This window comes from Lentzea sp. NBC_00516, from assembly GCF_036346835.1.
In the GTDB taxonomy this organism is placed as follows: domain Bacteria; phylum Actinomycetota; class Actinomycetes; order Mycobacteriales; family Pseudonocardiaceae; genus Lentzea; species Lentzea sokolovensis.
Genome location: NZ_CP107840.1, coordinates 6,161,384 through 6,175,221, shown reverse-complemented (window position 1 = coordinate 6,175,221; position 13,838 = coordinate 6,161,384). Strand labels below are relative to the sequence as shown.

Annotated in this window: 17 protein-coding genes; 10 read left to right on the top strand and 7 right to left on the bottom strand. The window is 68.4% G+C overall.

Translation table 11 applies throughout. The features are described from left to right. The first annotated feature begins 58 nt into the window (after window positions 1-58). From dapE to OG205_RS27715, 3 genes are read left to right on the top strand one after another with little or no spacing between them, the layout of a single operon-like run. Complete coding sequence (gene dapE, locus OG205_RS27725; RefSeq protein ID WP_330270960.1) at window positions 59-1,126, top strand: succinyl-diaminopimelate desuccinylase; 1,068 nt, start codon at window positions 59-61, stop codon at window positions 1,124-1,126. Window positions 1,127-1,143: 17 nt separating this feature from the next. Then, complete coding sequence (locus OG205_RS27720; RefSeq protein ID WP_330270959.1) at window positions 1,144-1,926, top strand: TIGR00730 family Rossman fold protein; 783 nt, start codon at window positions 1,144-1,146, stop codon at window positions 1,924-1,926. Next, window positions 1,926-2,459 (top strand): TIGR00730 family Rossman fold protein, encoded by a 534-nt coding sequence (locus OG205_RS27715; RefSeq protein WP_319980226.1) that lies wholly within the window; start codon window positions 1,926-1,928, stop codon window positions 2,457-2,459. The genes OG205_RS27720 and OG205_RS27715 overlap by 1 nt, the downstream gene beginning before the upstream one ends. Here the strand turns inward: OG205_RS27715 and OG205_RS27710 are convergent. Continuing rightward, window positions 2,430-3,482, bottom strand: a complete 1,053-nt coding sequence (locus OG205_RS27710) for a winged helix DNA-binding domain-containing protein (RefSeq protein WP_330270958.1) — start codon at window positions 3,480-3,482, stop codon at window positions 2,430-2,432. The genes OG205_RS27715 and OG205_RS27710 overlap by 30 nt on opposite strands. 10 nt (window positions 3,483-3,492) lie before the next feature. Then, window positions 3,493-4,989 (bottom strand): CocE/NonD family hydrolase, encoded by a 1,497-nt coding sequence (locus OG205_RS27705; RefSeq protein WP_330270957.1) that lies wholly within the window; start codon window positions 4,987-4,989, stop codon window positions 3,493-3,495. A gap of 118 nt (window positions 4,990-5,107) precedes the next feature. Between OG205_RS27705 and OG205_RS27700 the strand changes: the two genes are divergently transcribed. Both OG205_RS27700 and OG205_RS27695 read left to right on the top strand, forming a co-directional pair. Beyond that, complete coding sequence (locus tag OG205_RS27700; RefSeq protein ID WP_330270956.1) at window positions 5,108-5,446, top strand: hypothetical protein; 339 nt, start codon at window positions 5,108-5,110, stop codon at window positions 5,444-5,446. Beyond that, window positions 5,446-6,357 (top strand): glucosyl-3-phosphoglycerate synthase, encoded by a 912-nt coding sequence (locus OG205_RS27695; RefSeq protein ID WP_330270955.1) that lies wholly within the window; start codon window positions 5,446-5,448, stop codon window positions 6,355-6,357. Before OG205_RS27700 ends, OG205_RS27695 begins: the two co-directional genes overlap by 1 nt. Here OG205_RS27695 and OG205_RS27690 read toward each other — a convergent pair. From OG205_RS27690 to OG205_RS27675, 4 genes are read right to left on the bottom strand one after another with little or no spacing between them, the layout of a single operon-like run. Next, window positions 6,289-7,590, bottom strand: coding sequence for an amino acid ABC transporter ATP-binding/permease protein (locus OG205_RS27690; protein WP_330270954.1), 1,302 nt, complete (start codon window positions 7,588-7,590; stop codon window positions 6,289-6,291). The genes OG205_RS27695 and OG205_RS27690 overlap by 69 nt on opposite strands. Continuing rightward, window positions 7,587-8,936, bottom strand: coding sequence for an ABC transporter ATP-binding protein/permease (locus OG205_RS27685; RefSeq protein ID WP_330270953.1), 1,350 nt, complete (start codon window positions 8,934-8,936; stop codon window positions 7,587-7,589). The genes OG205_RS27690 and OG205_RS27685 overlap by 4 nt, the downstream gene beginning before the upstream one ends. Next, window positions 8,906-9,529, bottom strand: a complete 624-nt coding sequence (locus tag OG205_RS27680; protein ID WP_330270952.1) for a cytochrome d ubiquinol oxidase subunit II — start codon at window positions 9,527-9,529, stop codon at window positions 8,906-8,908. The genes OG205_RS27685 and OG205_RS27680 overlap by 31 nt, the downstream gene beginning before the upstream one ends. Next, complete coding sequence (locus OG205_RS27675; RefSeq protein WP_330270951.1) at window positions 9,529-10,689, bottom strand: cytochrome ubiquinol oxidase subunit I; 1,161 nt, start codon at window positions 10,687-10,689, stop codon at window positions 9,529-9,531. Before OG205_RS27675 ends, OG205_RS27680 begins: the two co-directional genes overlap by 1 nt. A gap of 132 nt (window positions 10,690-10,821) precedes the next feature. Between OG205_RS27675 and OG205_RS27670 the strand changes: the two genes are divergently transcribed. The 5 genes from OG205_RS27670 to OG205_RS27650 are packed head-to-tail and all read left to right on the top strand — an operon-like array spanning window position 10,822 to window position 13,063. Further along, complete coding sequence (locus OG205_RS27670) at window positions 10,822-11,160, top strand: PadR family transcriptional regulator (protein WP_319980217.1); 339 nt, start codon at window positions 10,822-10,824, stop codon at window positions 11,158-11,160. Beyond that, window positions 11,145-11,822, top strand: a complete 678-nt coding sequence (locus OG205_RS27665) for a permease prefix domain 1-containing protein (protein ID WP_330270950.1) — start codon at window positions 11,145-11,147, stop codon at window positions 11,820-11,822. The genes OG205_RS27670 and OG205_RS27665 overlap by 16 nt, the downstream gene beginning before the upstream one ends. Continuing rightward, the gene (locus OG205_RS27660; protein WP_330270949.1) at window positions 11,819-12,136 is read left to right on the top strand and encodes a DivIVA domain-containing protein; all 318 of its coding nucleotides are present in this window, start codon (window positions 11,819-11,821) and stop codon (window positions 12,134-12,136) included. Before OG205_RS27665 ends, OG205_RS27660 begins: the two co-directional genes overlap by 4 nt. Further along, window positions 12,120-12,521, top strand: a complete 402-nt coding sequence (locus tag OG205_RS27655; protein ID WP_330270948.1) for an SRPBCC family protein — start codon at window positions 12,120-12,122, stop codon at window positions 12,519-12,521. Before OG205_RS27660 ends, OG205_RS27655 begins: the two co-directional genes overlap by 17 nt. Further along, the gene (locus OG205_RS27650) at window positions 12,521-13,063 is read left to right on the top strand and encodes a DNA-3-methyladenine glycosylase I (RefSeq protein WP_330278239.1); all 543 of its coding nucleotides are present in this window, start codon (window positions 12,521-12,523) and stop codon (window positions 13,061-13,063) included. Before OG205_RS27655 ends, OG205_RS27650 begins: the two co-directional genes overlap by 1 nt. Here the strand turns inward: OG205_RS27650 and OG205_RS27645 are convergent. After that, a complete protein-coding gene (locus OG205_RS27645) occupies window positions 13,050-13,835 on the bottom strand; it encodes an enoyl-CoA hydratase-related protein (RefSeq protein ID WP_330270947.1) in 786 nt (261 codons plus the stop codon). The two genes, OG205_RS27650 and OG205_RS27645, sit on opposite strands and share 14 nt — an antisense overlap. Window positions 13,836-13,838 lie beyond the last annotated feature (3 nt).

Genomic DNA, 13,838 nt, shown 5'->3' with positions numbered 1-13,838 from the left:
CAGAGCACGGTATCGGCTGAACGGCCTAGCGCCCAAGCCGCTTGAGTAGGGTGATCGCGTGTCCGACACCCTTGATCTGTTCGCCGACCCGATCGATCTGACGACCTCGCTGGTGGATGTGCGCAGCGTGTCCGGGGAGGAGGCGGAGATCGCGGACCTCGTGGAGCGGTCGCTGCGACTCCACGCGCCCCACCTGGAGATCACCCGATCAGGGAACGCGGTGCTGGCCCGCACGAACGCCGGCAAGGACCGTCGCGTGGTGCTCGCCGGGCACCTGGACACCGTGCCGATCAACCAGAACTTCCCGAGCCGCCGCGAGGGCGAGATCCTGCACGGCTGCGGCACCGTCGACATGAAGGGCGGCGACGCGGTCATGCTCGCGATCGCGGCCCTGAGCGAGAACGCGCGCCACGACCTCACGTTCGTCTTCTACGACTGCGAGGAGATCGAGGCCGAGCGCAACGGGCTCACCAGGATCGAGCGCGAGCAGCAGGACTGGCTGATGGGCGACCTCGCGATCGTGTGCGAGCCGTCCAACGGCACGGTCGAGGCCGGCTGCCAGGGCACGATGCGCATCGAGATCAGGACCACCGGCAAGCGCGCGCACACCGCCAGGGCGTGGATGGGAAAGAACGCCATCCACGGCCTGGGCGAGGCGCTGCGCAGGCTGGAGGCCTACGTGCCGCGTCAGCCCGAGATCGACGGCTGCCACTTCCACGAGGGCCTGCAGGCCGTGAAGATCAGCGGCGGCGTCGCGGGCAACGTCGTGCCGGACGAGGCCGTGCTCACGGTCAACCACCGGTTCGCCCCGGACCGCACGGTGGAGCAGGCCGAACAGCACCTGCGCGAGGTCTTCGAGGGCTTCGACGTCACCGTCACGGACCGCGCGGCCGGTGCGCTGCCGGGCCTGAACGCCCCTGCGGCTCTGGAGCTCGTCCAGGCCGCGGGAGGCACGCCGGTCGCCAAGCTCGGCTGGACGGACGTGGCGCGTTTCGCGGCGCTGGGCATGCCCGCGGTCAACTTCGGGCCGGGTGATCCGACGCTCGCGCACACCCAGGAGGAGAACGTGCCGGTCCAGCAGATCACCGGGTGTTTCGCCGTGCTTAAGCGATTTCTGTTGAACTGATCCCTAAGATCTCAGTGATGACGGAAGAAAAGAAGAACGGCGCCGTCGACGAGCGCCCATCGGAGAAGCGTCGCGGTCCGGTCGTGGAACGGCGTGATCGCAAGGACGACCAGACCACCACCACTGACCAGCGGTTGCTGGACTCCCGCGGCCCGTCGGACTGGGTGCACACCGACCCGTGGCGGGTGCTGCGGATCCAGGCCGAGTTCGTCGAGGGTTTCGGCGCGCTGGCCGAGGTTCCGAGCGCGGTGACGGTCTTCGGATCCGCGCGCACCGGCCGTGACCACCCGGAGTACCAGACTGGGCGTGACCTGGGCGCGGCACTGGCGGAGGCCGGGTTCGCGGCGATCACCGGCGGTGGTCCCGGCGCCATGGAGGCCGTCAACCGCGGGTGTTCGGAGGCCGGTGGCTTCTCGATCGGGCTCGGCATCGAGCTTCCGTTCGAGCAGGGCCTCAACCCGTGGGTCGACCTCGGCGTGAACTTCCGCTACTTCTTCGTGCGCAAGACGATGTTCATCAAGTACTCGCAGGCGTTCATCTGCCTGCCGGGTGGCTTCGGCACCCTCGACGAGCTGTTCGAGGCGCTGACCCTGGTGCAGACGAAGAAGGTCACGAAGTTCCCGGTCGTCCTGTTCGGAACCGAGTACTGGCAGGGTCTTTACGACTGGATCCAGAACTCGGTGCTTCCCGGTGGCAAGGTCGGCGAGAAGGACCTCGCGCTGCTGCACCTCACCGATGACATCGACGACGCGGTGCGCGTGGTCAAGGACGCGCACAAGGCATGGGCGGACTCACACTGATGTATGTCGCTGTCTACTGCGGAAGTCTCGCGACCGTCCCGCAGAGCTACATCGACCTCGCCGCCGAGGTGGGGCGCCAGATCGCGGCTCGCGGCTGGCACCTCGTCTGGGGCGGCGGGCAGACGTCGATGATGGGCGCGGTGGCGCGCGAAGCCCGTGCGGGCGGCTCGCACACCTACGGCGTGATCCCGAAGGGCCTGGCCACCAGGGAGATCGCCGACCGCGAGTCGACCGAGCTGCACGTGGTCGACACCATGCGCGAGCGCAAGAAGATGATGGACGACAAGGCGGACGCGTTCCTGACGCTGCCGGGTGGCATCGGCACCGCCGAGGAGTTCTTCGAGGTGTGGACGGCCGGTGTGCTGGGCATGCACGGCAAGCCCGTCGTGCTGCTCGACGTCGACAACCACTACAAGGGACTCGTCGAGTGGCTGACGGAGTTGCGGGACAAGGGTTTCGTCTCGCACGCCGCGTTGCAGTCGCTGATCGTCACGGACGACGTGTCAGTCGCTCTTGACGCTTGCGTCGTCTAGTCCCTTGGCCTGAGCCAGGATCTGGGTCTCCGGCAGGAGATCCGGCAGCGGGCGGTACGGCGTCGCCGTCACCTCGAACCGCTTGCCGGACACCACCCTGCCCTGCCAGGAGCCCGCGATCTCGCCGTCCACCAGCACGGCGCCGCGCCGGCCGAGGACGCGGAAGATGTCCTTCTGCGCGGCCTTGTCCGGCAGCAGCAGGTCGCGGTCACGCGCCTGCAGGTACGGGTCGGTCGGCGGCAGCAGGCGGACCTCCGGCGGTTCGGCGTCGGCGATCTCCAGCTCCTCCGGCAGCCACGCCTGCTCGCCCTCGACGGTCACCTCGACCAGGCCGTCCTTCGGCCACCGCTTCTTGACCTCGCGCGTCGACGTGCCGAAGTAACCGGCCACTTCGGACGGTCCGGCGGGGCCGTGCAGCGTCAGGTACCGGTGCACCAGCTCGTCGAAGCCCGCGGTCTTGCGCGGGACGCCCGGCCAGCCGTGGATGCGTTCGAACGTCACGGTCTTCTCCTCCGGGATGATCCGGAGACCCGCGGGCAGTGCGCCGAGGCGGAAGATCGGGTCGCTGACGTGCTCGGTCTGGCAGCCCCGGCACGGTTCGATCGTCTGCTGGGGAGCCAACGGCGTCAGGGCCTTGCTCACCTCGCCCTTGGTCATCGGCTTCGTCACGATCGACCGCATCGCGGTGGCGATGTGCCGCAACGCCGCCACCATGTCGTCCACCTTCGGACGTGAGGCACGAGCGCGGGCGTCGGCGTCGCTCCACGGCCACAGCGCGCGGGAGAACGCCTTCAGCTCACCGTCCCGGTGCAGGTGAGGAGCTCCCCGCACGGACCAGATGAGGGTGAAGTCCTCCGTCGACGGTGCGCTCAGGCGCGCGGCGAGACTCAGCAGGGCCGAGCCGGAGGTGTTGTCCTGGATGCCCAGTGACAACACCGCCAGCTCGGTCGCGTCAGAGATCCGCCGGTCCAGTTCGTGCTGATGGATCCGGTGGAGGAGCACCTGCTGCCGGGTGAGGTCCACCCGGACATTCTTACGCCTTCGGAACCGTGAGGCTCGACGGTCCGAAGGTGACGGTTGAGCCGCGAGTTGATTCCGTCAGATAACGCGGGTCCACCGTGTCGATCACGAGCGCCAGCCGGTTGCCCGCGCCGACGTTCCACACCGTCGGCTCCAGCTCCACGTCGAGCGTCTGCGTGCGGCCCGCGCCGGTCACCTTGACCGGCTTGTGCGTGATCAGCGCGCCGAGCCCGAGCGGCCCCACCTCGTACAGGTACGCGAACAACGTCGTCGTCTCCGCACTCGGTGTGACCTGGAGCTTGAGCTTCGGTGTGCCGGCCACCGTCGCCCCGCGGGGATACGAGGGCCCGCCCCACACGCCCGCGACGTTGCGGTCGACGAACGGCAGTGAGACCCCGGTCGGGATGTTCAGGAACCCTTGCAGCGCACCGGAGAGCAGGATCGTGCCGCTGTCGGCCACCGTGCCCCAGCCCGCGGCGATCCGCTTGCCGTCGAGCTGCACGGTGTCCACGTTGCCGTTCGGCCAGGCGCCGAACGACTTCCACGCGCCGCCGTTGTTGGGCTTGAGCTGCACCGGCTGCTCGGCGTCGATGCCGTTGGCCGTGCCCTTGACGTAGCGGTCGAACCAGCGGCCGACCGACTCCCAGATCTCGTTGGGCAGCCCCGCCGCGCCGAACAGTTCGGCGGTGGCGTGGTCACCCGGCGAGAGCATGAGCCGCTTCGGGCCGGTCAGCTTGCCGTAGAAGTCCGTGATCTGGCCCGGCGCGAAGATGCCGTCGTTCCAGGCGTTGCCCAGCATCACCGCCGTGCCGTTGGCGTTGATCTGCGCGATCTTCTCCGCGGCCGAGCGTTCCGCGGAGATCGGCACGACCTCCCAGAACCGGCCGTCACGATAGGCGTCCTCGGCTTCCCGCAGGACCGGTCCGGGACGTCCGGTGGCCTTGCCCGCCGCGAGCAGGACCTCGACGGCCTGCTTGTTGACGGTGCTGTTGGGGTAGAGCGAGCGGGCCAGGTCGGTCCACGTGCTCAGCGCCGCCGCGGCCTTGATGCGCTTGTCGTTCGCCGCGGCCAGCAGGGACTGCCCGGCGCCGTAGGAGATCCCGGCCGCGCCGACCTTGGTGCCGTCGGCGTGCGCGTTGGCGATTGCCCAGTCGATGACCAAGCTGACGTCACCGACGGTGTCGGGGCCGGCCACGTCGATCTGACCGCCCGAGTCCCAGAAGCCGCGGCTGGTGTAGCTCACCACGACGTACCCGGACTGCTTGGCGAGCTTGGCCGCCGCGCCGACGTACTCGATGTTGGGAACCGCCCAGCTGGACGGCATGACGAGCAACGGGAAGGGGCCGTTGCCCTGTCCGGTCGGTTCGACGACGAGGGCCTTCAGAACGGTGCCGCCGACGCCGGGGATCGACCGGTACGAGATCTGGTGTCCAGGGGCCGCCGTGGCGGCAACAGGAGCACCGAGCAGGGTGGAGAGGAGTACCAGGACTAAAACAAGTGATCGTCGCACTCTGGTCCTCCTTGACCATGACGTAGATCACACAGGGTTTGTTACTGCGGAGTAAACCAGGTGGCTACTCGTGAGTAGCAAGAAGCTGTGAGCCAGCTCACTGTCTACGCTGGGTGGTGTGAACCGATTCCGCGTCACTGAGCTGCCGAAAGACCGCGTGCTGGTCGTTGCGCATCTGACCAGCGCGGACGCCGTGGCGCAGGCCGTCGCCGACGGTGCCGACGTCGTCGAGTTCGACGGTGATCTGGAGCTGCCGTCACTGCTCGAAACGTTGGATGTGGTGACGATCCCAGCGGGGGACGAGGACTTCACGCTCGCGGCTGCGACAGTGGCTGCGGTGTCCGGAGCACGTGCGGTTCGTGCTTCCGACGTACGGCAGGCGAGGAAGGTCGTGGAGATGGTCGCGAGCGTGACGGGCACCCGTCCGCCGGTCCGGGCGATGCGGGCGCTCGCCTGATGCTGCCCTCCGTCGAAGCCTGGTTCGCCTCGCACACCTGGCAGCAGCCGACCTGGACGCCGGACGAACTGGTCGCGTTGAAGCGCGGCCGGACCGTGTCGGTGGTGCTGCCCGCGCTGAACGAGGAGGAGACCGTCGGAGACGTGGTCTCCGTGGTCAAGCCGCTGCTCGGGACCCTTGTGGACGAACTGGTGGTGATGGATTCCGGCTCGACCGACCGGACTGTCGCCGTCGCTTCCGCCGCTGGGGCACGGGTGGTGCTGCGCGAGGACGTCGTGCCGTGGCTTCCACCGTTGCCCGGCAAGGGTGAGGTGCTGTGGCGGTCGCTGGCCGCGACCACCGGGGACCTGATCGTCTTCCTGGACTCCGACCTGGTGGATCCGGAGACCGCGTTCGTCACGGCGTTGCTGGGGCCGTTGCTGCTGGACGCCGATGTGCATCTGGTGAAGGGGTTCTACCGGCGGCCGTTGCGGCTGGAGAGCAGTGGCGGCGGACGGGTCACCGAACTGGTGGCGCGGCCGTTGCTGAACACGTTGCGGCCGGAGCTTTCCGGTGTGGTGCAACCGCTCGGCGGCGAGTACGCGGCCACCCGGTCCTTTTTGGAGTCGGTGCCCTTCGCGGCCGGGTACGGCGTGGAGATCGGGTTGTTGCTCGACGTGCACCGGGTGCACGGGCTTTCCGCGCTGGCACAGGTGAATCTGGGCGTCCGGAAGCACCGGAACCGATCGTTGCTGCAGCTCGGCGCGATGTCGTCGCAGATCATGGGGACGGCGTTGGCCCGGTGCGGGGTTGTCGCGGACTCCGGGCCGCTGACCCAGTTCGTGCAGGTCGGCGGCGAGTGGCTACCCGACTCGACCGACGTGCTCGTGGCTGATCGGCCCCCGATGGCGCACGTGATCGAACAGGGCTAGCTGCTCGGTCCGGTGGGTGATGACCAGGGCGGTGCCCTGGGAGTTGTCCAGGATCTTGCCGAGCACGCGGTCGGCTTGTTCCGGGTCGAGGCCTTCCGTCGGCTCGTCCATGAGCAGGACTTCGGGATCAGCCAGCACTGATCTGGTCAGGATCAGGCGTTGCCGCTGGCCGCCGGAGATCTCCTCGCCGCGTTCGCCGACGACCTGGTCCCAGTCGAGGTCCAGCTCGGCGATCTCGGCCGCGCGGTCGAGTTCTTCCTGCGTGGCATCGGGCTTGGCCAGCAGAACGTTCGTGCGGACCGTGGTGTGGAAGACGTGCGCGTCGGCCAGCGCGCCCTTGCTCGGTTCGAGGCGGCGGGCGATGGCGTTGAGCACCGTGGTCTTGCCCGCGCCGCTCGGGCCGACGATCGCCGTTTTACCTTGCAGATCAGGGGTCTCTGTCGGGCAGGCCGGTTCGGGTTCGTCGGTGGGTTCCGGGCTCGGTCTGGTCAGCGCCGCGAGCGGGACGGTGATCTCGAACGTGGCGATGGCGGCCATGATCAGCCAGGCCGGCTCGTGCTGGACGAGCATGAGCAGGGCCGCGCCGAACTGGACGGCGATCGCCAGCGGGGTCAGGTCGCGGGTGCGTTCCTCGCGGGACAGTTCTTTCGCGGTCTTGGTGGCATTGCGGAGTTTCCCGTCGAACAGGCCGTAGGCGATCAGTTCTTCTCTGCTGTGGACCAGTTCGGTGGTTTGTTCGGTCAGCCTGGCGCGCAACGGGGTCAGGTTCCGCGGGCCGCGGATCGCGAGCCAGGGGAGCAGGGCCAGGTTGATCAGCAGACCGGCGATCAGCGGCAGCGAGAAGCCTGAAACTGTTGCGACGACGGCGCCGACCAGGGCCGCGGTGATCCACGGCAGGGTAGCGCGGAGCCTGGTGTCGAGCCGCTGGTCGACGTTCGTGACGATGCGGGTCAGGGCCGTGCCGGACGGGATGTGCCTGCGGTGCGCGAGGTCGTCGTAGACCTGGCCGCGCAGTTCGACGGCCTCGCTGAGCACGGCCTTGTGGCTGGTCAGACGTTCGAGATAGCGCAGCGCGCCCTTGGCCAGCGCGAGCGTGCGGACCGCGACGATCGCCACGGTCAGCGCCTGCATCGGAGGATGCTCGGCGGCACGCATGATCAGCCAGGTCGCCGTGGCGGTGAGGCCGACGCCGGCCAGTTCCGCGAGCGTTCCGACGAGGATTGCGAGCTTCACACCGCCACCACCCTGTTGACCTCGGTGAGCAGCGTCGGGCGGTGCGCCACGATCACCGCCGTCCTGCCTTGCGTGAAGTCGCGCGTTGCCTTGAGCACCAGCGCTTCCGTCTCCGCGTCGAGGTGCGCGGTCGGTTCGTCCAGCAGGAACAACGCTGCCCGGCGCCGGCCCAGTGCGTTGGCCAACGCGACCCGCTGCTGTTCGCCGGACGAGAGGTTCGCCGGGACGAGCGTGGGCCGTTGTGGCACCCACGACAGGGCTTCCAGCCACTTCTCGTGGTCGATCTCCTCGAGGTCGACACCGCCGACGAGCACGCGCCCTTCGTCAGGTCGCACGAAACCCAGCAGCAGCGCCAGAATCGTGCTCTTTCCCGCGCCGCTCGGGCCGACCAGCGCGATCCGTTCGCCGGGCCGGATGCGCAGTGAGAAGTTCCTGAGGCTGCGCACTGAGACGTTGTCGAACACGATCTCGGCCTGCGCGAGGTCCGGCGGCGCCTGGCCCGTCGTCTCGGTTCGGACCGGCACCTGGGCGAGCACCTCCCGGCCCTGGGCGCTGGCGTGGTACTGGGCGCCGGCCGCTCGGAGTGGCAGGAACGCCTCCGGGGCAAGGAAAAGTACGAGGAGCGCGGTGTACAGCGGCACCCCGCCGTCCAGGAGCCTGAGCCCGACCGGCACGGCGACCATCGCCACCGACATCGTGGCGACCAGTTCCAGCACGAACGCCGACAGGAACGCGACTCGCAGCGCGGACATCGTCTCGGTCATGTGCTGCGCGGCCAGCTTGCGGACCGTCGCGGACTGCGCCTCGGCCCGCCCGAACGCCCGCAGCGTGCCGATTCCCTTGACCACGTCGAGGAAGTGCCCGCCGAGAGTGGCCAGCGCGTCCCATTGGCGGGCCGTTCGTTCACGGGTGTGCGCGCCGACCAGCGCACCGAAGATCGGGATCAACGGCAGCGTCGCGAGGATCGTCAGAGCCGCGGTGAGGTCGGCGAACGCCAGCCTGATCACCACCGCGAGAGGCACGGCCACGGCCAGAACCTGTTGTGGCAGATACCCGACGACGTACGGCGTCACGTCGTGCACGCCACGAGTGACCAGGGTGGCGACCTCGCCGGCCTTGGTGCCGGGCGAGCGCAGGAACGCCTCCCGCAGACGTGCGCGAGTCCGTTCGGCTGCCCGATGAGCCCACTCGCGGTGCACCCACCACACCAGCACCCGCAGCCCGATGACCAGGCACAGCAGGGCAAGCCCGGTCTCGCCGCTCAGCGCCGACGCCAGGAGTTCGGCCTGGGCCAGCACCAGGAACGGGATCGGGATCAGCGCGAGGAGATGGCGACGATCGACCATTGCACCAACACCACCAGCGGAATGATCGGGATCGCGACCCACGCGAGCAGGCCGAGCGTGTCGTTGTGCGCCATGAGCCCGGTGACGTCGATCGAGCTGAACGCGAGCGGGATCGGCAGCGCGCACAGCAGCGCGGTGACCGGGAACAGCTTCCACTGCCGGGTCTGGAACACCCAGCCGTGCACCGCGAACAGCGCCGGCATCACGAACGCGACCGGCCACGGCGCGTGCAGCAGATGCGCCAGGAACAGCCCCCAGCCCACGGACACCATCAGCGCGCCCGTGAACACCAGCCACCACCACAGCCTGAGCTGCACGGCCGCCATGAACAGCACCAACCCGGCCAGGACCAGCGTGAACGTGCTGTGCGCGCCGGAGAGCAGTTCGCCTTCGAGTCGCGGGAACGCCGCGAACAGCACGCCGATCGCGGCGACCAGCCACACCTCGTTGCCGAGGAAGAACGGGTTCATGCGTTGCAGAGCGACCTCGCGTCTGCGGAACGGCAGCAGAAGTCCTGTGCCGTAGTCGAATCCGGCCAGCGCGAAGTAACCGACGGTCAGCATGCCGAGCACGACGAGCCAGAGCGTTTCCATCACAGAGTCACCACCAGCGGCGAGACAGGGGCGGGCGCCACGTCCGGACCGCGACGGACCGCACGTGCGATCAACGCCCAGTCGGTGACGGCCAGCACGACGAACAGAGACGTGAAGACGATGAGCGACAACAGGATCTGCGAAGCGTCCACATGCGACACCGCGTCCTCGGTGCGCAGCAGGCCGTAGATCAGCCACGGCTGCCGTCCGATCTCGCGGAACATCCACCCGAAGATGGCCGCCACGAACGGCAGCGGAATGCCGATCACCATGAGGTACAGCGGAAAGCGCATCCGGATCACGGCATCCTTGATCAGCAACGGCAGCGTGAGCCAGCTGACCATCGTCAGCGTCATCCCGATGATGATCATGAACCCGAGCGGCGCGCCGATCCACGGCGCCGCCTCTGTCTTGTCCGGCTGGTACTGCGCGATCACCGGGAACTGCGCGAACCCTGCCCCGATCAGCGACGGGGTGGCCAGGGCCGTGGTGACCACGCCCATCCGCAGCGACCGCCGGAAGAAGTCGACCTCGGGCGTTCGCCTGATGAAGTGGTAGGCCGAGACGCCGGTCATGAACACGCCGCCGACCGTGATGGAGGCGAAGATCACGTGCGTCAGCGCCGAGGTGAAGGTCGGGTTCGACAGCAACGCGCTGAAATCGTCCAGTCGCAACACGTTCCCGTCGATCCGGTAGCCGACGGGGTGTTGCAGGAACCCGTTCGCCGCCATGATCCAGAACGCCGAGGCGAACGCGGTCAGCGCCGTCAGGTACAGCAACGACAGGTGCACCCAGCGGTTCAGCTTGCCCCAGCCGAAGATCCAGAGGCCGAGGAACGTCGACTCCAGGAAGAACGCGATCAGCGTCTCCATCGCGAGCGGCGCGCCGAACACGTCGCCGGCGTAGGTCGCGAGGCCCGACCAGTTCAGCCCGAACTGGAACTCCATCACGATGCCGGTGACGATCCCCAGCGCGTAGTTGATCACGTAGATCCGTCCCCAGAACCGTGTCATCCGCTCGTGCACGGGCGCGCCGGTGATCGTGAACCTCGTCTGCATGATCACCAGCAGGGTGACCAGACCCAGCGTGAGCAGCACGAACAGGAAGTGAAACGAGGTCGTCAGCGCGAACTGGAGGCGGGCGAGGTCACTTGCGCTCATAGGCAGCGACGCTATGTGTAGCCCCGCTACTTATGAAGGCTCGAACGAGCATTTCAGGGGGATCTCAGGGCTGACCCTGAGCGGAGATTTCAGGGATCACTTCCAGGGGGTGGATCAGTAGAGTCACTACTCATGAAGCCCGACGCGCTCCGCGGCCACCTCGACGCGTTGCTGCTGGCGACGCTCGACGACAGGCAGCTGCACGGCTACGCGATCATCGAGGCGCTGCAACAGGGCAGCGGAGGGGCGCTGGACCTCCCGACAGGCACGGTGTACCCGGCGTTGCGCAGGCTGGAGCGGGCAGGCCACGTCGTCAGCGACTGGAGCACGGTCGGCGGACGCAAGCGCAGGACCTACAAGCTCACGCAGGCGGGGAAGCGCGCCCTGAACGCCGAACGCACCGCGTGGCGCGAGTTCACGACGGTCATCGACGGGGTGCTGGGAGGTGACGGCAAATGGGCACAGACGTGATCGAGCGCTACGTGACCGATCTCGGGACGCGGTTGCAGGGCTCGAAGAAGCAGGTTCGCGAGCTGCTCACGGAGACCCGCGACAGCCTCGCCGACGCCACCGAGGCGCACCTGGACCGCGGACTCACCGAGCGCGAGGCGCAGAAGCGCGCGGTCGAGGAGTTCGGCCCGGTGCGCGAGATCGCGAACGAGTACCAGGCCGAGCTGGCCGTCGCGTACGGCACGCGCACGCTCGTCTGGCTGGCGATCGTGCTGCCGCTGATGCACATGGCGTGGGAGTACGGCCGGATGCTGCTCGTCGGCCCGTGGCAGGACTTCGGCACGATGCCGCCCGCCTGGTACCTGTTCGTCGCCAAGGCCAACGACCTCACCAGCGGCATCGCGTCCGGGGTGGCGCTGGTGGCGTTGATCCTCGGCCGGGTCCTCGCTCGCAGGTACGACGCGAAACTGCTGGCCAAGCTCGGCGCGACCATCGCGATCGTGGCTGTCGGCGCCGTGCTGCTGGGCAACGTCTCGATCATCGTGGCCACCGCGCACCTCGACGTGTCGCGGCTCGTGCAGTCGTTGCCGATGAGCATCGCGAGCCTGATCACCTGGATCGTGATCGTTCGTCTCGGTCTGCTCGCTCGCCGCTGCCTGAGCTGTGCCACGATCGTCGCGTGACCAACGCCCTGATCTACCTGATCGTGATGATCGCCGTCGCGGCAGTGGTGTTCCTGCTCGCGGCGTTGGTGTTCGGGCGCGGCGAGGAGCTCGCGCCGCTGCCGCCCGGTGCGTCGCCCACGCGGCTGCCGTCCGGCGACATCACCGCGGAGGACGTCCGCGAGCTGAAGTTCCAGCAGGTGTTCCGCGGCTACAAGATGTCCGAGGTCGACTGGGCGTTGCAGCGGCTCTCGACCGAGGTCGAGACGCTGCGGGCGCGCGTCGCGGAGCTCGAGGACGCCGAGAACCTGGAGAGCAGTGAGCACCGAGCTTGAGCTGACCGTCGAGGTGGCGGCGCCGCCGGACACGATCTTCCGGGCCATGTCGGACTGGGAACGCCAGTCGGAGTGGATCTTCGGCACCACCGTGAAGGTGGTCGCCGGGGACGGGAAGTCGGTCGGCAGCGAGATCGACGCCGTCACGTTGGGCGTCTCGGACCGCATGCGGATCACGCGCTGGGACCCGCCGCACGCCGTCGAGGTCCTTCATCTCGGCCGCGTCGTGCGCGGAACCGGTGTGTTCGCCGTGCGCGGCAGCCGTTTCGTGTGGTCGGAAAGCCTCGACGTGCCGTTCTTCTACCCGTTGGTGAAGCCGCTCTTCGTGCTGATGCTGCGACGGTCGTTGCGGCGGTTCGCCCGTTTCGCCGAGGAGTACCGGTGATCGTTCGTTGTCCCTGGGGCGACTCGACCCCGGACTACGCCGAGTACCACGACACCGAGTGGGGCGTGGAGCTGCACGGCACCCCCGAGCTGTACGAGCGGATGTCGTTGGAGGCGTTCCAGTCCGGGCTGTCGTGGATCACGATCCTGCGCAAGCGGGCGGCGTTCCGGGCGGCGTTCGGCGACTTCGACCCGCACCTGGTCGCGAAGTTCGGACCCGCCGACGTGGAACGGCTGATGGCCGACGCGGGCATCGTCCGGAACCGGCTGAAGATCGACGCCGCGATCCACAACGCCCGCGTGATCGTCTCGGAGGGCGTCGACCTGGACGCGCTGCTGTGGTCGTTCGCGCCCGCCGATCACGTGCGGCCCGCGACGTTCGCGGACGTCCCGGCGATCACGGACGAGTCCAAGGCGATGGCCAAGGAACTGAAGAAGCGCGGCTTCAAGTTCCTCGGCCCCACCACGTGCTACGCGCTGATGCAGGCGACCGGCATGGTCGACGACCACATAGCGACCTGCTTCAGGGCTACTTCCCGCTGAACTTCGGGGCGCGCTTGTTGACGAAGGCGTCGACCGCCTCGCGGTGATCCTCGGTCGCGCCGCAGTCGGCCTGGGTGCGGCGCTCGGCTTCGAGCGCGTCCTCCAGGGTCCCGTCGGCGGCCGCGGCCAGCGCTTCCTTGATCTTCGCGTACGCCGTCGTCGGGCCGGCGGCGAGCTTCGCGGCCAGCAGGTGCGCGGTGGACAGCAGTTCCTCGTCCGGCACGACCTGGTTGACCATGCCGACCCGCAACGCCTCCTCGGCGCCGACGGGCTGCGCGAGCAGCATCATCTCCATCGCGCGGCCGTGGCCGATCAGCCGCGGCAGCGTGTAGGACGCGCCGGAGTCCGCGGTCAGGCCGACGTTCGCGAAGGCCATCAGGAACTTCGCGGACTTGCCCGCGATGCGCAGATCGGCGGCGTAGGCGAAGGACGCGCCCGCGCCCGCCGCACTGCCGTTGACCGCGGCGATCACCGGCTTCGGCATGCCGATCAGCTCACGCACGATGGGGTTGTAGTGCTTCTCGACGGTGTGCAGCGGCGCCGGATCACCGGCCTGCAGCAGGCCGATGTGCTCCTTGAGGTCCTGACCCGCGCAGAACGCCCTGCCCGCACCCGTGATCACCACCGCGCGCACCGACTCGTCCGCCGAGGCTTCGCGCAGCGCGGCGAGGAACGACTCCTTCAGCGCGACGGTGAAGGCGTTGAACGACTCCGGGCGGTTGAACGTGAACGTGCGCACACCATCGGCGTCGTCGACGAGGAGCTCGGACACTGG